This is a genomic window from Hyphomicrobium sp. MC8b (genome assembly GCF_905067615.1).
Lineage (GTDB): Bacteria > Pseudomonadota > Alphaproteobacteria > Rhizobiales > Hyphomicrobiaceae > Hyphomicrobium_B.
In genome coordinates this window covers 2,893,177-2,912,195 of record NZ_LR898465.1, presented here as the reverse complement: position 1 = coordinate 2,912,195, position 19,019 = coordinate 2,893,177, and the positions used below count along the sequence as shown (strand labels likewise).

At 61.5% G+C, this 19,019-nt stretch carries 19 protein-coding genes; 14 read left to right on the top strand and 5 right to left on the bottom strand.

Annotation, left to right across the window (positions count from 1 at the left end; all coding sequences use genetic code 11):
• Window positions 1-17: 17 nt before the first annotated feature.
• The gene (locus ACLB1Z_RS14235; RefSeq protein ID WP_409560432.1) at window positions 18-2,549 is read left to right on the top strand and encodes a hypothetical protein; all 2,532 of its coding nucleotides are present in this window, start codon (window positions 18-20) and stop codon (window positions 2,547-2,549) included.
• Window positions 2,550-2,616: 67 nt separating this feature from the next.
• Here the strand turns inward: ACLB1Z_RS14235 and trmFO are convergent, their stop codons facing one another.
• Both trmFO and ACLB1Z_RS14225 read right to left on the bottom strand, forming a co-directional pair.
• A complete protein-coding gene (gene trmFO, locus ACLB1Z_RS14230; protein WP_409560431.1) occupies window positions 2,617-4,050 on the bottom strand; it encodes a methylenetetrahydrofolate--tRNA-(uracil(54)-C(5))-methyltransferase (FADH(2)-oxidizing) TrmFO in 1,434 nt (477 codons plus the stop codon).
• 124 nt (window positions 4,051-4,174) lie between these two features.
• Complete coding sequence (locus tag ACLB1Z_RS14225; protein ID WP_409560430.1) at window positions 4,175-5,539, bottom strand: Nramp family divalent metal transporter; 1,365 nt, start codon at window positions 5,537-5,539, stop codon at window positions 4,175-4,177.
• Window positions 5,540-5,789: 250 nt separating this feature from the next.
• Here ACLB1Z_RS14225 and ACLB1Z_RS14220 point away from each other — a divergent pair, with 250 nt between their 5' ends.
• The 4 genes from ACLB1Z_RS14220 to ACLB1Z_RS14205 all read left to right on the top strand — a co-directional run bounded on the left by ACLB1Z_RS14220 (window position 5,790) and on the right by ACLB1Z_RS14205 (window position 8,443).
• Window positions 5,790-6,884, top strand: coding sequence for a DUF2157 domain-containing protein (locus tag ACLB1Z_RS14220; protein ID WP_409560429.1), 1,095 nt, complete (start codon window positions 5,790-5,792; stop codon window positions 6,882-6,884).
• Window positions 6,881-7,468 carry a GDYXXLXY domain-containing protein gene (locus ACLB1Z_RS14215; protein WP_409560428.1) on the top strand — a complete coding sequence of 196 codons (588 nt, stop codon included), beginning with the start codon at window positions 6,881-6,883 and terminating at the stop codon, window positions 7,466-7,468. Before ACLB1Z_RS14220 ends, ACLB1Z_RS14215 begins: the two co-directional genes overlap by 4 nt.
• A 67-nt stretch (window positions 7,469-7,535) precedes the next feature.
• Window positions 7,536-7,883, top strand: coding sequence for a RidA family protein (locus ACLB1Z_RS14210; protein WP_024276090.1), 348 nt, complete (start codon window positions 7,536-7,538; stop codon window positions 7,881-7,883).
• A gap of 206 nt (window positions 7,884-8,089) precedes the next feature.
• A complete protein-coding gene (locus tag ACLB1Z_RS14205; RefSeq protein WP_409560427.1) occupies window positions 8,090-8,443 on the top strand; it encodes a hypothetical protein in 354 nt (117 codons plus the stop codon).
• Window positions 8,444-8,521: 78 nt separating this feature from the next.
• Here ACLB1Z_RS14205 and ACLB1Z_RS14200 read toward each other — a convergent pair whose 3' ends face one another.
• Entirely contained in the window at window positions 8,522-9,400 is an 879-nt protein-coding gene (locus ACLB1Z_RS14200) for a DUF937 domain-containing protein (protein ID WP_409560426.1), read from the bottom strand.
• A 281-nt stretch (window positions 9,401-9,681) separates the two neighbouring features.
• Here ACLB1Z_RS14200 and ACLB1Z_RS14195 point away from each other — a divergent pair, with 281 nt between their 5' ends.
• Complete coding sequence (locus ACLB1Z_RS14195; protein WP_409560425.1) at window positions 9,682-10,173, top strand: VrrB protein; 492 nt, start codon at window positions 9,682-9,684, stop codon at window positions 10,171-10,173.
• A 279-nt stretch (window positions 10,174-10,452) separates the two neighbouring features.
• A complete protein-coding gene (locus ACLB1Z_RS14190; RefSeq protein ID WP_409560424.1) occupies window positions 10,453-12,612 on the top strand; it encodes a sodium-translocating pyrophosphatase in 2,160 nt (719 codons plus the stop codon).
• Window positions 12,613-12,694: 82 nt separating this feature from the next.
• Here ACLB1Z_RS14190 and ACLB1Z_RS14185 read toward each other — a convergent pair whose 3' ends face one another.
• Together ACLB1Z_RS14185 and ACLB1Z_RS14180 are read right to left on the bottom strand one after the other, a co-directional pair.
• Window positions 12,695-12,949: a hypothetical protein gene (locus ACLB1Z_RS14185; protein ID WP_013948278.1), complete on the bottom strand. Its 255-nt coding sequence runs from the start codon at window positions 12,947-12,949 to the stop codon at window positions 12,695-12,697.
• Window positions 12,950-13,115: 166 nt separating this feature from the next.
• Window positions 13,116-13,592, bottom strand: a complete 477-nt coding sequence (locus ACLB1Z_RS14180) for an outer membrane protein assembly factor BamE (RefSeq protein ID WP_409560423.1) — start codon at window positions 13,590-13,592, stop codon at window positions 13,116-13,118.
• 57 nt (window positions 13,593-13,649) lie between these two features.
• Between ACLB1Z_RS14180 and ACLB1Z_RS14175 the strand changes: the two genes are divergently transcribed.
• From ACLB1Z_RS14175 to ACLB1Z_RS14145, 7 genes are all read left to right on the top strand, one after another.
• A complete protein-coding gene (locus tag ACLB1Z_RS14175) occupies window positions 13,650-14,339 on the top strand; it encodes a ubiquinol-cytochrome C chaperone family protein (RefSeq protein ID WP_409560422.1) in 690 nt (229 codons plus the stop codon).
• Window positions 14,336-14,854, top strand: coding sequence for a YceD family protein (locus ACLB1Z_RS14170; RefSeq protein ID WP_409560421.1), 519 nt, complete (start codon window positions 14,336-14,338; stop codon window positions 14,852-14,854). The genes ACLB1Z_RS14175 and ACLB1Z_RS14170 overlap by 4 nt, the downstream gene beginning before the upstream one ends.
• A gap of 259 nt (window positions 14,855-15,113) precedes the next feature.
• Complete coding sequence (gene plsX, locus ACLB1Z_RS14165; protein ID WP_409560420.1) at window positions 15,114-16,208, top strand: phosphate acyltransferase PlsX; 1,095 nt, start codon at window positions 15,114-15,116, stop codon at window positions 16,206-16,208.
• Window positions 16,209-16,210: 2 nt separating this feature from the next.
• Entirely contained in the window at window positions 16,211-17,188 is a 978-nt protein-coding gene (locus ACLB1Z_RS14160) for a beta-ketoacyl-ACP synthase III (RefSeq protein ID WP_013948273.1), read from the top strand.
• 158 nt (window positions 17,189-17,346) lie between these two features.
• Window positions 17,347-17,652 carry an integration host factor subunit alpha gene (locus tag ACLB1Z_RS14155; protein WP_013948272.1) on the top strand — a complete coding sequence of 102 codons (306 nt, stop codon included), beginning with the start codon at window positions 17,347-17,349 and terminating at the stop codon, window positions 17,650-17,652.
• Between the two features lie 72 nt (window positions 17,653-17,724).
• Window positions 17,725-18,255, top strand: a complete 531-nt coding sequence (locus ACLB1Z_RS14150; protein ID WP_409560419.1) for a MerR family transcriptional regulator — start codon at window positions 17,725-17,727, stop codon at window positions 18,253-18,255.
• Window positions 18,239-18,997: a 4'-phosphopantetheinyl transferase family protein gene (locus ACLB1Z_RS14145; protein WP_409560418.1), complete on the top strand. Its 759-nt coding sequence runs from the start codon at window positions 18,239-18,241 to the stop codon at window positions 18,995-18,997. The genes ACLB1Z_RS14150 and ACLB1Z_RS14145 overlap by 17 nt, the downstream gene beginning before the upstream one ends.
• Window positions 18,998-19,019 lie beyond the last annotated feature (22 nt).

Sequence of the window (19,019 nt, the reverse complement as noted above, 5' to 3'; positions counted from 1 at the left end):
GCCGACGAAGAGGGCTGATGGCATCGATGTTGAAACGGGGGCTGCGAGCGATCGCAGCGGGGCTGTTCCTTCCGCTGGCTTGCGTCATTGCAGGACTTGCAATGCCGGGCCGCGCCGAGGCTGCACCTACGATTACGTGGCGTATCGAAAACCCGTTCCGCTTCTTCATCGACCCAAACGACACCAACGCCCATCGCGAGACCTACCGTTCATTGGGACCGCGCGAAAAAACGACGCCGATCCTCTCAGAAGAGCATTCCCTTCAGCGAGACGATCGCGACGGCTGGGCCGCGTCGATGTTCGATAAGACCTGCTGGAGCAACAATCGCTTCAAGTGCAAAGCCTACGACGACTACATTAACCCCACGCATCATGCCGTCATCGCCAAGATTTCCGGTATCGACAGCCCGTCGATGCTGTCGTGCACTTGGCTATCGGCGCCGCGCGGTGACACCAAGAATCCGCGCGGCGATGCCATCACGCAGCCGTGCAGCGAGCCCGCGCGCTTCGTCGTGCCGTATCCGGGCGGCGCAATGGTCACCGTCGAGATCGGCGGCCGCCAGATCGCGCAGATCAACATCAAGGTGCGCGACATCCTGATCGCAGGCATGGGCGACAGCTTCGCATCGGGCGAGGGCAACCCCGACATGCCGGTGCGTTTCTCGCGCGAGCGCACGTCCGACTACAGCACGCTCGGCATGTACGCCAGCTTGACGGGATATCCCGCCCGTATCGGCCCGTGGAAAGAACTCGGCGACGCTGCCTTCATCAAGGAAAACGCCCGCTGGCTCGATCAAGCCTGCCACCGCTCGCTCTATTCCGAGCAGCTTCGCACATCGCTTCAGCTCGCCATCGAAGACCCGCATCGCGCTGTCACCTTCGTCGGTGTGTCCTGTGCCGGCGCCGAGATCACGGACGGCCTTTTCTTGCGTTACAAGGGCAACGAATGGGTGCCCAACCCGCCACGCTATTCGCAGCTTTCAGCCGTCGCCGAAGCGCAATGCGGAAAGAGCAAAACCCAGTTGGTCAAGCTCACCGAAGCCTACGACCAGAACGGCGCGGTGCCGGAGCTACAGGATCTGATCATGCATCAGTGTCCACAGGATTCCGCGCGCAAGATCGACCTCGTATTGCTCTCCATAGGCGGCAACGACATCGGCTTCTCTCGCATTCTTGCGAACACGGTGCTCTCCAACGAGTCCCTGCTGCGCGAGCTTGGTGGCTGGCTCGGTGAAATTCATAGCGACGCCGAAATCTCGACCGCGCTTCAAAATCTCGGGCCACGCTATAAGGCGCTCAATCGAGCCATCCACGCGCTGCTCTACGTGCCGTGGGAGGAAAGCGATCGCATTTTGCTCGTCGCATATCCGGGCCTCGCGCTGCAAGGTGACGGCAGTCAGATCTGCGCCAGCGGCAATGCCGGCATGGACGTCGTGCCTGATTTTCAGCTCGATCGGACGAGGCTGAAGCTCGCGATGTGGTTCGCCGACAAGCTCAATCGTCAGATGCGGGATAGCGCACAAGAGTTCGGCTGGACCTACGTCGAAACGCATCGCCGCGACTTCATCGGCCGCAGCATCTGCGCGGGCCTTAGCGTCGAAGGCGTCAGCGAAGTCGACGATCTACGCCTTCCGCGCAAGCTAGATGGCATGTGGACGCCCTACAACCCGGCTGACTATCGGCCCTATGCCGCCCGCCAGCGCTGGTTCCGCACGCCGAACGATGCCTTCATGACCGGCAACTTCCACGCCGCCGCCGGCTTCCTGACGAACTATCTGAAGATCGAACCGTTCGCGCCCTTCCAGGCGATCCTCGCCTCGACCTATTCGGGCGCCTTCCATCCGACCGCGGAAGGACAGGCTGCCATCGCTGACGCTGTAGCGGACAAGGCGAGGGCCATTCTCGCGAAATACGGCGACGGTCCTGACGCTGCGACGGCAACGGGCTATACCGTGCCGCCGCCAGTTGTCGCCGCACCGCCCGTTGCCGAGCCGAACGTCGAGATCCCCGACGTGAAATCGGTCCTGTCGAAAAGCCCTGCGGGCAGCGGAGGCGCGGTCACCGGTGCAATTCCACCGGCCGCGACGGCACCCGCGCCGTTCGACGATAACGACATCGGCGCACCCGATCCCGAGGATACGCCGAAACCGATGGAAACGATTGGCGTGACATCCGGGCCGCCGGGCAGCGAGCCCCCTCCCGCGACCACTCCGAGCATCGGCACGCCAAGCATCACGGTACCGAGCACCGCCGCCGCGACGCCGGCCGAAGTGCCTGGCCAGACCATCGAACTGAGGCGCTCGGCCATTCCGGCCCCGGCGGCACCAACGGCGGCACCGCCGAATGCACCCGCTCCCGTCGCGACGACTGTGACGCCCGCAGAGAGCACGCTGCCACCTGTTGCCGCGCCCGCCGCGGGCCAAGCTCCCGCTGTCTCGCAATCGCCTCCGGCTGCTGTCGAAAGCAAGCCGCTTGCGCCGCCCACTCCGTCTGCGCCCGCCGCCGATGATGAGTTCGCGCCGAAGCCGTTCGCGCCGGCGGGCCAATAGTGGCTCTGCCAATTCCCCCTTGCGGGGAGGGGTCAGGGGCAGGTTCGCTTCGGTAAGGAAGACGATTTTACGCCGACTTCTTCACGGCCGCATCGTCGCTAAGCCACAGAGCGAGATCGGCAAGCGCTCGTCGCGACATGAGCCGCTTCTTCTCGCGTCCGCGCTCCGGTCCCTTGAGCTTCTGTCCGCTCTTATCGTGTGTCGGATTGGCGTCGAGATCCGGCAGCAGGCCGTAGTTGATGTTCATCGGCTGGAATGATCGCGCCGCGCCACGCTCGCCGTCATCAACGCTAAGATGGCCGCCCGTGATGTGATCGAGGAGCGCCCCAAGCGCCGTCGTCGGTGGTGGTGCAGCGGCGGCGACGCCGACTGCATCGGCTGCCGCGAACCGCCCCGCGAGCAAGCCGATGGCGGCGCTCTCTATGTATCCCTCGACGCCGGTCACCTGTCCCGCAAAGCGCAGCCTCGGCATCGCTTTGAGACGCAGCGAGCGGTCGAGAAGCTTCGGCGAATTGAGATACGTATTGCGATGCAGGCCGCCAAGTCGTGCAAACTCGGCTTTCTCCAGGCCGGGGATCATCCGGAAGATGCGCACCTGTTCGGCGTGCTTCAGCTTGGTCTGGAAGCCGACCATATTCCACAGCGTGCCGAGCGCATTATCTTGCCGAAGCTGTACGACGGCATACGGCCAACGCCCCGTGCGCGGATCATCGAGCCCGACCGGCTTCATCGGCCCATAGCGCAGCGTATCGCGTCCGCGCTCGGCCATCACTTCGACGGGCAGGCAGCCGTCGAAGTAGGGGGTCGAAGCCTCCCACTCTTTAAAGACCGTTTTTTCGCCCGCCAGCAGGGCATCGACGAAGGCATTGTACTCGTCCTTCGACATCGGACAGTTGAGATAGTCAGCGCCCGTGCCCGCCGGTCCCGCCTTGTCGTAACGTGACTGGAACCATGCAATCGACGTGTCGATGGAATCGCGATGAATGACCGGCGCGATGGCATCGAAGAAGGCAAGCGAGTCTTCGCCGGTCAGCTTGCCGAGTGCTGCGCTTAGCGATGGCGACGTCAGCGGCCCCGTGGCGATGACCACGTTTTCCCAATCGTCAGGCGGCAATCCTTCGATCTCGCCGCGTTCGATGGTGACGAGCGGATTGGCGGAAAGCCTTGCCGTGACTTCCGCGGAAAATGCATCGCGATCGACAGCTAGCGCGCCACCGGCAGGCAGCTTGTGTGCGTCGGCCGCCGCCATGATGAGCGAACCAGCGCGGCGCAGTTCTTCATGTAAAAGTCCGACGGCATTGTTTTCCCAATCGTCCGACCGGAACGAGTTCGAGCAGACGAGTTCGGCGAAGCCGTCCGTCTTATGGGCTTCGGTCGAGCGCACGGGCCGCATCTCGTGCAGCACGACGGGCGTGCCCGTCGCTGCGATCTGATGGGCGGCTTCCGATCCGGCAAGTCCGGCGCCAATAACGTGAACAACAGATGAGCGAACGGTCTGCACGGCGGTCCTTCGGACGTGGAATGAGGATGGGTTCGTCGGCCGAAGGGGGGCAGGGGTAGCCCGGCATCGTCAGCCTGACGCGCCTTCTTACGCGTGGGCGCGGCGCAAGGCAAATCACGCGCAACTAGCCGATGAAATAGTCGTAAACCAGCTTCGCGTTGAGAATGACGATGGTGGCCGCGATCACGACGGCAACGGCCGTCAGCCAGCGCGGCGCAACGAGGTTGCCGAGCTTGCCGCGGCTCGCCGTGAATTGCACGAGCGGGATCACGGCAAATGGCAGCTGCAGGCTTAGGACGACCTGTGTCAGGATCAGCAGCTTACCCGTCTCCGCTTCCCCGTAGAGCAGCGTCACGCCTGCGGCCGGAAGCAGCGCGACGGATCGTGTAATCAACCGGCGCACCCAGGGCGCCAGCCTGATGTGCAGGAAACCTTCCATTACCGTCTGTCCGGCAAGTGTCGCAGTGACGGTCGAATTCAAACCGCAACAGAGCAGCGCGATGCCAAACAGCGTCGGCGCGATGGCCGAGCCGAGGAGGGGATGCAGCAGCGATTGCGCTTCGCTGAGTTCGACCACGTTTGTCTTGCCGGCCGTATAGAACGCCGCCGCCGCGAGGATCAAGATCGAAGCATTGATGAGCAGCGCGAGACACAGTGCCAGCGTCGAGTCGATCGTCGCAAACTTGAGGGCTTCATGCTTCTGTTCCGACGTCGTGCCGTAGTCGCGTGTCTGCACGATCGCGGAATGCAGATAGAGATTATGCGGCATTACTGTCGCGCCGATGATGCCGAGCGCGAGATAGAGCATCTCGGGGTTTTTCAAAATTTCCGTCGTCGGCGCAAAGCCGCGAATCACGGCGCCCCATTCCGGATCGGCCATGGCGATCTGTACCGCAAAGCAGATGGCGATGACGCCCAGCATCGTAATGATGAAAGCTTCGAGATAGCGAAAGCCGAGCCGCTGCAACAACAGTACGACGAAAACGTCGAGCGCCGTCAGCAGCACGCCGATTTCGAGCGGTATGCCGAACAGCAGGTTGAGGCCGATGGCCGTACCAATGACTTCCGCTACGTCGGTCGCGATGATGGCGATTTCTGCGAACAGCCATAGCGGATAAGCCGCCCACTGCGGATAGCCATCGCGGCAGGCCTGCGCGAGATCGCGCCCCGAGCCGATTGCAAGGCGCGCGCACAACGACTGCAAAACAATCGCCATGATGTTCGAAAGCAGCGCAACGAAAAGCAGGGCATAGCCGAATTTCGAGCCGCCTGCGATCGAAGTCGCCCAATTGCCCGGATCCATGTACCCGACGGCGACCATGTAGCCGGGGCCGAAAAACGCCGCGAGGCGCCGCCAGCTGGTGTTGTGGTCTGAGACACGGACAGTGCGAAAAACATCCGATAAGGATGGATCTTTAGCCGGACTGCGCCATGTTCCCTGATGGGGACGTTCGGATGCTGTCGATGTCGGTTCTGCGCGGGCGTCCACGATCCATCCTGCTATTGTCGCAAATGACAATCATTTGCAACTAGAGTGGTCGAGAAGCGTGGCCCCGTCAAGGCCTGCACAACTCTCTATCCTGTGACAAATTTGAAAATCAGAGCGAAATTGCGGATAATTGCAGCGAGCGTTACGCAACGACCGGCAACCACGAGACCGCCGCACTCTGGTCAACGGATTGTCGGCGTGCTCTTCAATCTCATAGCTAAAACGTATGTCGCTCCGGTGAAGAGACGAAATGTGGTCCCCTTACAAAAGACGCCTTCTCCGTGATCTTGATCGTTGGCAGTCGAACGGCTGGCTGAGCACCGAAGGGCGTGCGGCGATCGCTGCGGACGTTGAGAACGGTGCGTACGCCTTCAATTTGGCGTCGGCGCTTGGAATTCTGGCGAGCGTCCTGTTCGGCTTTGCGGCGCTGTCGTTCGTTGCGGCTCACTGGGAGGACGTTCCGCGCCTGGCGCGCCTCGCGCTGCTGCTGGCGTCGATCTGGGCAGGCTATGGCCTCGCCGGTGGGTTCGCCACGCGCGGACAACCCTACCTGGCAGACGCGGCCGTTCTGTTTTCCGGGGGTATGTTCGGCGCCAGCATCATGCTTGTCAGCCAGATGTACCACATCGCAGGCGACCCGTTAGATGGCCTTCTGCTGTGGTGGATCGGAACGCTCGTATCGGGCGTCGCGCTGCGCTCCAATCCGGCGCTGGCCCTGACGATGATCCTCGTCTGTGTCTGGTCGTCGATGCATGTCTCGGCAAGCGGCGACGTGCACTGGCCGTTTTTGATCGGCTGGGGCTTGGTGACGATGGCGTTCGTTTGGCAGCGCTGGTGGCCAGGGCTGCATCTGTCTGCTCTGACGCTGACGGTCTTCATCGTGTCGCTCGGCTACCTGATGGGACACGGGCATTCGCACGATCTCGTCGCCATCATCGGCGTACTGGCAGCGCTGGGTTTCGTCGGCCTTGAAAAAAGCAGGCCCGATCTCGGACACATCGTAGCGCCCTTATTCGTCTATGCAATTGCCATCACCTTCGCCGGGCTGTTCGCACTGCAATTTTTTGAAAGTCCATCGGTCGGGCGGCTCATCGTGCTCGCGATTATCACGCTCGTACTGCTGATCGCCGCCATTTCGCATGCGCTATCGACGGGCAATCGCGGCGCGCTTTGGCTCGGATACATCGCGTTCTCAATTGAAATTCTGGCGCTCTACGGCCAGACCGTGGGCTCGATTCTCGGCACCTCGCTCTTCTTCTTGATTGCCGCCCTGATCGTTGCGGCGCTCGCGTATGCAGCACTCCGCTTGGCCCGCAGAAGCACGACCGGAGGCCTGCCCGCATGATCGCCACCGGCAAATGGATGTGGCCGCTTCTTGGCGGCGTCGCGCTTCTTCAATCGGCGGCGCTCTTCAACATGATCCACGAGCGCGACCGGCTTTTGAAGTCGGGCCGCGAGGTGACCTTGGCGGTTCAGCCGCTCGACCCCCGCGATGTCTTCCGCGGTGATTACGTGACGCTCGGCTACGACATCAGCCAGATCAAGACTTCGGCCACCGCAAGCGACCCTGTATTCACCGGCTTTGTGCCGGGCGGCGAAGTCTTCGTGACGCTGTCGGCAAAGCCTGAAGGTGGATGGCTGGTCAGCCACGTCAGCACCGTTTTTCCGCCGAAACTGGCGGCCGGAGATCTCGTGCTGAAGGGCAGGGTGCAATCGGCCTGGACAACCCAGAACCCGCCTGAAACCAACGCCAGCGTCCGTTACGGGATCGAGCAGTACTTCGTGCCCGAAGGTACGGGCATCGATCTGGAAAAGAAGGTCCGAGACCACAAAATCGAGGCGATCGTCGCAGTCGGCACCGACGGCACCGCGGCGCTCAAAGGTCTCGTCATCGACGGCGAGCGGCACGAAGACCCACCGCTGCTTTGAGGCTTCTGGCCGGAGCGGGCGCCTGCTATGAGGCGCCGGCAATCCATCCGCATACAGGAGACCTCAAGTGACCGTTACCCGCTACGAAACCTCCCCCGTCTATTCGAAGGTCACGGAGGCCAACGGCTTCGTCTTTACCGCCGGTGTCATCCCGACCGACCTGTCCAAGGATGTCGAAGGCCAGACCGCCGAAGTTCTGGCCGAAATTGACCGCCTGCTGGCGCTTGCCGGTACCGGCAAGGCGAAGATCGTGCAGGCGACTGTCTGGCTCAGCGACATCCGCAGCCGCGACGGCATGAACAAGGCCTGGAGCGCATGGCTCGGCGGCGAAGGCGCTCCGGCGCGCGCTTGCGTCGAGGCCAAGGTCATCGACCCGCGCATGCTCGTTGAAATCTCGGTCGTCGCCGTCAAGTAAAAGACACCCAAACTCGGGCGCAGAAATAGAGCTTGTCCAAATTGCGAAACGCGTTGGCGACGTAGGACAAGAAAGCTGTGCCCGGATTGCCTCTCTCCTCCAATTTCTTTTCTCTCCCTTCGACAAAGCTTTCTGAACGGCTGTTGAATCTGCGAAATAGCCGGAATGGGGAACTAGCCCCCATTAGTCTTCGGAGACGGGAACAGATGAATCGGTTCGGATGGGTGAAGCCGGCGCTCGCCGCCGCTGTAGTTGTGGCCTGCGCAGTTCCTGCGCTCGCGGATGAGACGGGATTAGCCGCAATTCACGCGCAGCAGCGCGAACGTGGCAACAAGACATGCTTCGTTGATCACTACCACTACGGTTCAAGCTCGGGCCGAGCCACGAAAAAGGCAGCAATCGCTTCCGCGATCAAGTCGTGGGCGGACTTCACCGACTTTGAATATGGTTCGACTTGGGCGCACTGGGGTTTGGCTTCGAGCAAGACTGTTACCTGCTCAGGCGGCGACGGCTCATGGGGCTGCGATATTAACGCTCGCCCGTGCCGCAAGGGCCGCTGACACTTCTGCATTTCGCCAATCTATCAAAGGGCCGGCCTTCGGGGCGGCCCTTTGCATGTAGGGGGGCTTTTCCCCGCGTTATCGCCGACTAAGTGCGCCCGCGAGAACCCGCCGGACCAGCGAGACGATCCAGCGGACGAGAAACAGCTTGATCATCGTCCCGACGACGCCGCTGTTCGACCCGAGTAGATTGCCCAGGATCGACCGGATGACGCTCTCCAGCGAGCCGCCGTCCGGGCCCGGCACGCGCTCGCCCCCGCGACGGACGATATCGGGCAATCGGCTATACGGATTATCGTCCTGACCCGGTTGGGGGTAGCGATTGCGACGTCCGACGCCCGGTATCGTGTCGCCAGGTACCGGCAGCGGATTGCCGGCATCGATCGGCCCGCGTGAGGCGCTGGATGCCGGTCCGCTTGGCAGATCGGACGAGGAATTGGAGTTCGACCCCCTGGGCGGGAAAATATCTCCCGGTAGCGGCAAGGGGCTGCCGCCTGCACCGCCAAATCCGGGAAGACTTCCCGCGACCTTGGCGATCGCCGGGGCCGATTGCCGCTGCAATTCGCCGACCATCAGATTAGCGACCACCGGCAGCAACTTCTGGACCGTTATCGGATCGAGCCCGGTCATCCGCGCCGTGCGCTGGGCGATGCCCCGGCTCACATGTTTGCTGCCGATAAGCACGTCGAGGATGTCGTCGCCGTCCGCAGCGACCCCCGAGGTGGCAAGCGCATCAGGACGCGTAAGCGCTCGCTGCGCTGCCGGGGCTGTCACCAGCGACACGACATCGGCCACCCCCCCGCGGGACAGCATGGCGCGCTGGATCCGAGCGCTGAGCTCATCGGTAAGCAGCTGTACAGCCTCGGCCGCCTTTTGTTCGTCGATACCGAAAGCTGAGGCAACATTTGAGATGAGCTGCTGTCCCTCGGCACTTCGCAGACTGTTTTCGATCGTCACGCCCCGCCTCCGGTCGCTAAAGCGAATATCGAGCTTAACTATCACGGCTCGCGCTGCCTGACAGCAGGCGCGAAAAGACCGTGCGACGCACAACGAAAATGCGATCAGACATTCATCGGCTGTTCACAACAAACGGAACTTAATCCGCCTCAGGTCGAGACAATTTGCGATGTGTCTGTGAGGTTCGTGAAACGTGCGCGAACTCACGAGCGTTTGAAGTTCGCCGGCCCTGGGTCGATCCCATAGCCGTCCGAGGGCGACTGTCCCTTATGGAGAGACCAATGCGAAAACTTGTCATGAGTTTATCCGTTCTCGCCGGACTCTTTTTTGCGGGAACACTCCCGGCTTCTGCCAACGCTGCAGCCGGCTTGACGGCCATGCATGTCGACAAGGCCTCAAGCGTTGTCACCAAGACGGGTTGGCGTCGTGGCGGTTGGGGCCACCGAGGCTGGCATCGTGGCTGGGGGTGGCATCGCGGCTGGCGCCGAGGCTGGGGTTGGCGCGGCGGCTGGGGCTGGCGTCGTCGCTGGTGGGGACCCGGTTATTACGGATACGGCTGGCCCTATTATTACGGTGGCTACTACCCGAGCTATTATTACGGCGGCTACTACGGCGGCCCGTATTATGGCTATCGCCGTTGGTATGGGCCCGGCTGGCGCTATCGCCATTGGCGCGGTGGCTACTGGGGACACCGCGGCTACTGGCGCGGCGGGCGCTGGGGCCATCGCGGATGGCGCGGCGGCTGGGGCCACCGTGGTCATTGGCGCCGCTGATTCGCTAGCGTCTGCTGCTAGCTCCTGTCAGGCGAACGTTCGAATGCGGCTCGCGCGGGTCTCCCGTCCGGGCCGCTTCTTTTTGGGACGGGAGTACGTCTCGCACGAGTTGCAACCCTGCGACACTTTTGGCATGGTCCGCCGACCAAAACCGATACTGCAACAATCACAGAATAAAGAGTCGGGGCGGAAAAGCTGTTTCGGCAGCACCTGGAAGCACCGGCGATAGGGGTCCGATCAAAACGGGCCTCATAGGAAGCGTGCCAAAAGGGACCACTCATGACCAACATACTTTGGGCGATCATCGCCTGCGGGGCGTTGTCGATCCTCTACGCTGTCATCACTGCGAATGCGGTGTTAAGTGCCGACCAGGGCACCGCCCGCATGCAGGAGATCGCAGCCGCCGTTCGTGAAGGCGCGCAGGCCTATCTCAGCCGGCAATATCGCACGATCGCTATCGTCGGCGTCGTCATCTTCATTCTCGCTTGGCTGCTGCTCGGACCTCTGCAGGCCATCGGCTTTCTGATTGGTGCGGTTCTTTCCGGCGCCGCCGGATTCATCGGCATGAACGTTTCCGTTCGCGCCAATGTCCGCACGGCTCAGGCGGCGACGATCTCGCTGGGCAAGGGCCTCGACATCGCGTTCAAGGCCGGTGCCATCACCGGCCTTTTGGTTGCGGGCTTGGCGCTACTCGGCGTCGCCGTCTACTACACGGTGCTGACGGTCGGCCTCGGCAAGGAAGCGGGCAGCCGTGAGGTCGTCGATGCGCTGGTGTCGCTCGGCTTCGGTGCGTCTCTCATCTCGATCTTCGCGCGTCTCGGCGGCGGTATTTTCACGAAGGGCGCTGACGTCGGTGGCGATCTTGTCGGCAAGGTCGAAGCCGGCATTCCCGAAGACGATCCCCGCAACCCTGCAACGATTGCCGATAACGTCGGCGACAACGTCGGCGACTGCGCCGGTATGGCGGCCGACCTGTTCGAAACCTACGCCGTGACGGTCGTCGCAACGATGGTGCTCGCCGCGATCTTTTTCGCAGGCCAGCCGAACCTTGCGGCGCTCATCACGTATCCGCTCGCGATCTGCGCCGCCTGCATCGTCACGTCGATCGTTGGCACGTATTTCGTAAAGCTCGGCAGCAACGGCTCGATCATGGGCGCACTCTATCGCGGCGTGATCGCTTCCGCTGTGCTGTCGATCCTCGGTCTTTACGTTGCCACACAATACGTTCTCGGCGGTTTCGGAGAAGTCGGCACCGCAGCCGGCCAGACCATCACCGGCGGCAACTTGTTCCTGTGCGGTATCGTCGGACTGGTGCTGACAGGCCTGATCGTCTGGATCACCGAATATTATACCGGCATCGGCTATCGTCCGGTGCGCTCGATCAGCCAGGCGTCGGTGACGGGCCACGGCACGAACGTCATCCAGGGTCTGGCGGTTTCGCTTGAAGCTTGCGCCCTGCCTACGCTTGCGATTGTCGCCGCGATCATTGCAACCTACCAGCTCGGCGGCCTGTTCGGCACCGCCATCGCCACGACGACGATGCTCGGTCTCGCGGGCATGATCGTCGCGCTCGACGCCTTCGGCCCGGTGACGGACAACGCGGGCGGCATCGCTGAAATGGCCGGACTGCCGAAGGAAGTCCGCCGCTCGACCGATGCGCTCGACGCGGTCGGCAACACCACGAAAGCCGTCACCAAGGGTTATGCCATCGGTTCGGCCGGTCTCGGCGCTCTCGTGCTCTTCGCGGCCTATAACTACGATCTGCATCACTTCATTGATGAAGCGAACAAGGCAGGCGCCACGGGCTATCAGTTCTTCAAGGGCGTCGAAGTCAACTTCGGCCTTGAAAATCCCTACGTCGTTGCCGGTCTGCTTCTCGGCGGCCTCATTCCGTATCTGTTCGGCGGTCTCGCCATGACGGCCGTCGGCCGCGCAGCGGGATCGATCGTCGAAGAGGTGCGCCGCCAGTTCAAGGCCGATCCAGGCATCATGAAAGGTACGTCGAAGCCCGACTATGCGCGAGCGGTCGATCTACTGACGCGTGCCGCGATCAAGGAAATGATCGTGCCGTCGTTGCTGCCGGTGCTGTCGCCGATCGTGCTGTTCTTCGTCGTCAATGCCATCGCAGGCAAGGGTGCCGCCTTCTCCGCGGTCGGCGCGATGCTGCTCGGTGTGATCGTCACGGGCATCTTCGTCGCAATCTCGATGACATCGGGCGGCGGCGCATGGGACAACGCCAAGAAGAGCTTCGAAGACGGCTTTGTCGATAAGGACGGCGTCAAGCATATGAAGGGCTCGGAGGCCCATAAAGCGTCCGTTACCGGCGACACCGTCGGCGATCCTTACAAGGACACGGCAGGTCCCGCCGTGAACCCGGCGATCAAGATCACGAACATCGTTGCGCTGCTGCTGCTTGCCGTGCTCGCACACATGGCGTGACGATCACAGACGAACCTACAGACAGAAAAGGCCCCGCGGTCGTTCGCGGGGCCTTTTTTCGTTCAGCACACTGTACAGATGTTTATCCGACGAGCTTGGGATCTTCGCTGTCGTGGACATGACCGATCGCGGCTAAAATGCGCTTGTCGAGAAGCTCAGGCTTCAGCAGCACCTTTTGCGAGTGCACGTCTTTCACCGCCGATAGCGGCACGACGAATTCACCAGCGTTCTCGACATAAAGCACGAGTGAGGTCGGCGTCACTTCGCGGATCGCGCCGATACCGTCTTTGCCGTCCACGAGAAAGGCCATGAAGCCCGCTTGGATTTTTTCGGTCATGGAATACCTGGATTTGTTGCGTTGGCCGACGTCTGGCCCTGCGCGCCGGCCATCTGTTTCATTTGCTGCCGGCTCACGTTTTTTCAAGCGCGACCCGGCGGCACCCATCGCGATATAGCAGGTGCTGCCGCGCGAAACGAGCCCCCGGCACGGAGCGAAGTAAACGTCAGCCGCCGCCGAAGAGCTGTTGCTTGCCGAGATTGCGGAAGAGGCCTTTCAGAATGCCTTCGTCCTTGCCGCCCGGCGCCGGGGTCGTCCGGCTGATGAAGTCGAAGACCTTGCCGTCTTTCAAACCATAGTTCGCGATGTGGTCGACAGTCGCGCCCTGGTTGAAATAGACTGCAACTACCTGCCGGTTCTCTTCCGTCGGCAAGAAGAACGACTTTTCAGAGTCGGTACTGGAAATATAATAGAACGCGCTGCCATCACCCAAGACCGCCGTCGTGCTTGGCGTTCCGAGCGCGCTCCGCACTTGGTCCTTGCTCATGCCGGACTGGATGGCCTGCAGATCTGTCGGCCGAAATTCAATGCCGTGCTTGGTGATCGTCGGCGCGCCGCAGCCTGAAAGAACAGCAGCCGAAGCCAGCAGGCTCAGCAGAAGCGCTCCTGCACGGTACTGGCGCCTGGTCCCGTTCTGTTTCATTTGTACTTTCATTAGCGGGAATCACCTCGCCCTTTCGGCCACGCGTGTTTAGATTGAGTGCCGAAAAGCAGCAACTGCGCGCCCCCGTGGCCGCACAGCATGTTCCCCAGAATTCACTGGGTCACGCCGCAACCCTCTAGCTTATTAACAGTTGCCCCCAACATGTTGCGATGGCTGAACAAGCGGACGGAAACCGGGCGCAGAGCAAAAGAGCTTTATGGCAGCGTCGTGACCGCTGCGAGACAGCCGGACTTTTATGGTGCGATTGGCGTTCCGGACACACCTGAAGGCCGGTTCGAACTGGTCGCACTGCACCTTTATCTCGCCCTGGAGGGATTGCGCGGCACCGTGCCCGATGCCGCGGGCCTCAGCCAGCGCATGATCGAAATTTTCGTCGAGGACATGGACGATTGCATGCGCGAAATGGGTATCGGCGATCTTGCGGTGCCAAAGAAGGTTAAGCGCGCCGCCGCGGCATTTTATGAACGCGCCACGATTTACCAGAGCAGCGTCGCCGACATAGAAGATGGCCGCTTGGCTGCAAACCTTGAGCATTATGCATTGCCCGGCGCCGCAAAACGGCAGGATGCAGAGCGCGCGCTGGCAAACTATGTTCGCGCTGCGTCATCGGCGCTAGCTGTGGTGCCTTTTGACGTCTGGGTGCAAAGCGGTGCAGCTGCGCAACTCTTGGACGCGAGCACTTCAATGATCGGGCAGCACTCAATGATCGGAAAGACTGAGACGTGACGGACGCTTTGGATTGGACCGAAAAAACCACCGAAATTCCAGCGGGTGGGTTGAACCGCACGCGAGAGGCGACGGCTGAGGAATTGCAGGACGTTGCGAAGGGGCTCGAGATCCTCAGTGTCGCGAGCCTGTCGTCGCGCTATCGCATCGTCTCGATTTCGGGCGGCGCGTACCGACTTTCGGGGACACTCTCTGCGCGCGTAGAACAGGCGTGTGTCGTCTCGCTCGAACCCGTCGCTGGCAAGGTCGAAGCGGCGTTTGACGTCGAGTTCTGGCCCGACCTCAAGTCCGAGGAAAGTGATGAGGATTCCAGCGTTCTAAGCGGCAGCGATGTCGAATTGCTGGAGCATGGGTTGATTCCCGTCGGGCGCATCGTCTTCGAAACGCTGTCGGCATCCCTCGATCCCTATCCACGGCGCGAAGGCGCGGAATTCTCATGGGAAGATCCAAAATCGGGTCAGGAGAGCCCCAGCAACCCGTTCGCCGCTTTATCGAAGCTTAAGGATAAGCGCTAAACCGCGCGTTTGGTTGCCCCGGTCAGCACCCGGTCAGGCCAAGCTTACGAAGCCGTAAAACGGCTTCATGGCGCTATATGCGAATGAAAAGTCAAGGTAAAGTACTCAGATGTGAGTGGTTCTGTCACGAGGTGCGATTTCGCCTTGTGGGCGGGCTCCAAAAGGATATGGTCTCGCCGAATTTCGGGGACTGATAGGGCCGTAAAGCTGAGTCTGGTGCAGGTGCGCCGAACGCGGCGTTCGCGGCAATCGACAAAGAATGGCAAGCCCAAAGACGATCGCACTCGATGCCATGGGCGGTGATCACGGTCCTGAGGTCGTGGTCCCCGGCGCCGCGCTCTCACTTGAGCGCCAGCCCGCATTGAGCTTTATCCTTTACGGCCAGCAGCCGCGCATCGAAGCAGCGCTTGCGCAGCATCCGGCGTTGCGCGCAAAGAGCCGTGTCGTCCACACCGATCTTGTTATCTCGATGGATGAAAAGCCGAGCCAGGCCCTGAGGCGCGGCAAGGGTTCCAGCATGTGGCTGCCGCTCGAAGCGGTGAAAGCCGGCGAGGCAGACGCTGCCGTGTCGGCGGGCAACACCGGCGCGCTGATGGCGATTGCGAAGCTGGTGCTGCGCCCAATCGCAGGCATCGAGCGTCCGGCGATCGCGGCTCTGTGGCCAACAGTGAAATCCGAATGCATTGTGCTCGATGTCGGCGCCAACATCGGCGCGACGGCCAGTCAGCTCGCTGACTTTTCCTTGATGGGCGCTGCGATGGCGCGCGCCGTCTTCCACATCGAGCGGCCGTCCGTCGGCCTGCTGAACGTCGGCACCGAAGAGATGAAGGGCAACGAGGACGTCAAGTCCGCGAACGCGCTTTTGAAGTCGGTCGATGTTCTCCCGCTCGAATACAAGGGCTTTGTCGAAGGCGATCAGATCGGGCAGGGCGCCGTTGACGTTGTCGTTGTCGAGGGCTTCGCCGGCAATATTGCGCTGAAGACGGCGGAGGGAACAGCCAAGCAGATCAGCACCTATATTCGATCTGCAATGATGAGTTCTATCGTCAGCAAGATCGGCGCCTTCTTGGCGCAAGGCGGCTTCCGCGTTCTGAAAGAAAAAATGGACCCTCGCCGCGTCAATGGCGGCACGTTCCTGGGCTTGAACGGTATTGCGGTGAAGAGCCACGGCGGCACCGATGCCTTTGGATTTGCGAGCGCCGTCGATCTTGCGTACGAGATGGCCGATTCCGGCCTGATCGCGCGCCTCACGGCCGACATTGACGGTTTTCACCATAGGCTTTCGGCGGCGGCTGTCAGCAGCGCGGCACCTGTGCCCCGCGACACGACCGGAAGTTTGCTTGGAAAGGCATAGATTTGGCAATTCTCCGCTCTGTCATTCGCGGCGTCGGCGCACACCTTCCTAAGCGCGTAGTGACGAATGATGATCTCGCGAAAATCGTCGATACAAGCGACGCGTGGATCCGCGAGCGCTCTGGAATTGTCGAACGCCACATCGCCGACGAAAAAGAGCTGACATCCGAACTCGGCGCAGCTGCTGCGAAGCAGGCGTTGATCCGTGCAGGGATCGACCCTGTCGAAATTGATCTCATCGTCTGCGCGACGTCGACGCCCGACCGCACGTTCCCCGCCACGGCGGTGAAAATCCAGACGATGCTCGGCGTCACGAAGGGCGCCGCATTCGACGTGCAGGCCGTCTGCTCCGGCTTTGTCTATGCGCTTACCATCGCCGACAATTTCCTGAAAGCCGGGCAATCCAAGCGCGCTCTCGTCATCGGCGCCGAGACGTTCTCGCGTATTCTCGATTGGTCCGATCGCTCCACCTGCGTTCTATTCGGCGATGGCGCCGGTGCGGTCGTGCTCGAAGCGCAGCCGCAGCGTGGCATGCGCGACGACCGCGGCATCATCTCGACGCTCATTCGCTCCGATGGCCGTTTTGAAGAACTGCTGTATGTCGACGGCGGCCCCGGCTCGACCAAGACCGTCGGTCATCTGCGCATGAACGGCCGCGAGGTCTTCCGCCACGCCGTTCAGAAGATCTCGGGCGTCATCGAGGAGACGCTCGTTCAAACCGGCTATACGCCCGATGAAATTGATCTCTTCATCCCACATCAGGCGAATAAGCGCATCCTGGATGGCATCGCCAAAAAGCTGAACGTCGCGCCCGAAAAAATCGTCATGACGCTCGATAAGCACGGCAACACATCGGCCGCCTCGATTCCGCTCGCTCTGAACGATGCTTTTGAGGCTCATCGCATCAAGGAAGGCAGCCTGATCCTGATGGAAGCGATGGGCGGAGGATTTACTTGGGGCGCCGTCCTGGCCCGCTGGTAACGCCCGTTTTGGTGCGCTGCAGCGTAGAATATCGTTCTTTATCAGACGCTTGTTGCAGCGTACCCAGTTGACCCCGCGGCGAACCGCCGCTACCATCCCCGGCCGAAATGATGTTTCGAGATCATTTTCAAAGTGATGTTCGGCTGGGAGGAATTGGGATGGTGGGCAAGACATTGACGCGGGCTGATCTCGCGGAAGCCGTCGTGGAAAAAGTTGGTTTGCCGCGCAACGAGAGCCAGGATCTCGTCGAGCGGGTGCTCGAGGAAATTTCCGGCAGCTTGGCGGGTGGCGACGCAGTAAAACTGTCGTCGTTCGGCTCGTTCGGCATTCGTCAGAAAGGCGAGCGTGTCGGCCGCAATCCCAAGACGGGCGAGGAAGTACCGATTACGCCGCGCCGTGTGCTCGTGTTCCGTCCGTCCAATATTATGAAGGATAGGATCAACAAAGGCCACGCGAGTCGCTAACACCGCTGTTGCAAGTGCGCGAAACTAAGCGTTCAATTGCAAGGGGTTGTTGGGAACGCGAGGGGGCGAGCCATGAACAAGTCGGCGGAAGCATTTCGCACGATCGGAGAAGTGGCCGACGAGCTCCAGATACCAAAGCACGTGCTGCGCTTCTGGGAAGGGCGCTTTCCGCAGATTCGCCCGATGAAGCGTGGCGGCGGTCGTCGTTATTACCGGCCCGAGGATATGGAGCTGCTGCGCGGCATCCGTGCGCTCCTCCATGCGGAAGGTTATACAATTCGCGGCGTGCAGAAAATTCTGCGCGAGCATGGCGTCGATCAGGTAAAGGCTGCAGCCCATCGGGTCGCTGCACCTCAGCCAGCACCTACGACCGTTGCGACAGGCCGCAAGCGCGGCCGCAAGCCGATCGCGAAGCCTGCGCCGTCCGTCGTGGCGATCGAGCCGCAGACGAAAGCGCCGGTTGATCTTGCTGCCATTACGAAAAGCCAGATTCAAAGCGCAATCCGCGAGCTTGAAATCGCCTGTGCTATTCTTCGCGGACAGCCTATCAATCCTGTCGCCGCACCCGACGATGTGAAGAAATCGCGTGCAGGGCGAACCTAAATCTCCTGCCAAACTCGCTCCGATCTCAGGAGTGCGCGAAGCACCCCCCGATATCCGGATATTCTTCGTCGATCTCGACAGCGCGGCTGCTGGCCTCGAAGTCGAGGAGGAGCGGACGCCCCGGTTGTCGCCCGCTGATGTCGAGCGCGCAGAAGCGATGAAGAATATCGAGGCACGTCGTCATTGGCGTGCCTCGCGCATCGCAACGCGCATCGCGCTTGAACGTATCGTCGGCCCTGGGCTGCGGCAAATTCCGTTTGAAATCGAGCCGGGCGGCCGACCGGTTCTACCTGGAAGATTGGCGCACTTCAGCATCTCTCACACTGGCAGCGCCGCGCTTATCGCGGTGTCGGCGAGCATGCCCCTCGGAGTCGATCTGGAAAGACGCGCCCGGCCGCTAAAGATGTCGCCCGATCGCCGTCACCGCATCGTCGCGGCCGCTGGACGTTTCGCAGCTCAGCCCCACCTTTCGGCGGCCAACGATGCGGACGTTATCGCGGCGTGGGTCCGGCTCGAAGCTGTGGCTAAGGCATTGGGCATCGGCATCGGCCGTTTGCTGACGCAGGAAGGAGTCGTTGGCGGCGAAGAGGTGAGGGAAACGGACACCGCGCGGCGCGTGGCGGTTCAAGATCTCACGATTGATGCGCAGCATGTCGGCGTCGTCGCAGCCGAATGCCTTCCCGAAACGCTCGCCGTCGAGGTATTTCCGCATACGACGCTTGACGCATTCCTGCGCGGCTAAACGCGATCAGCCGCGGTCTCAG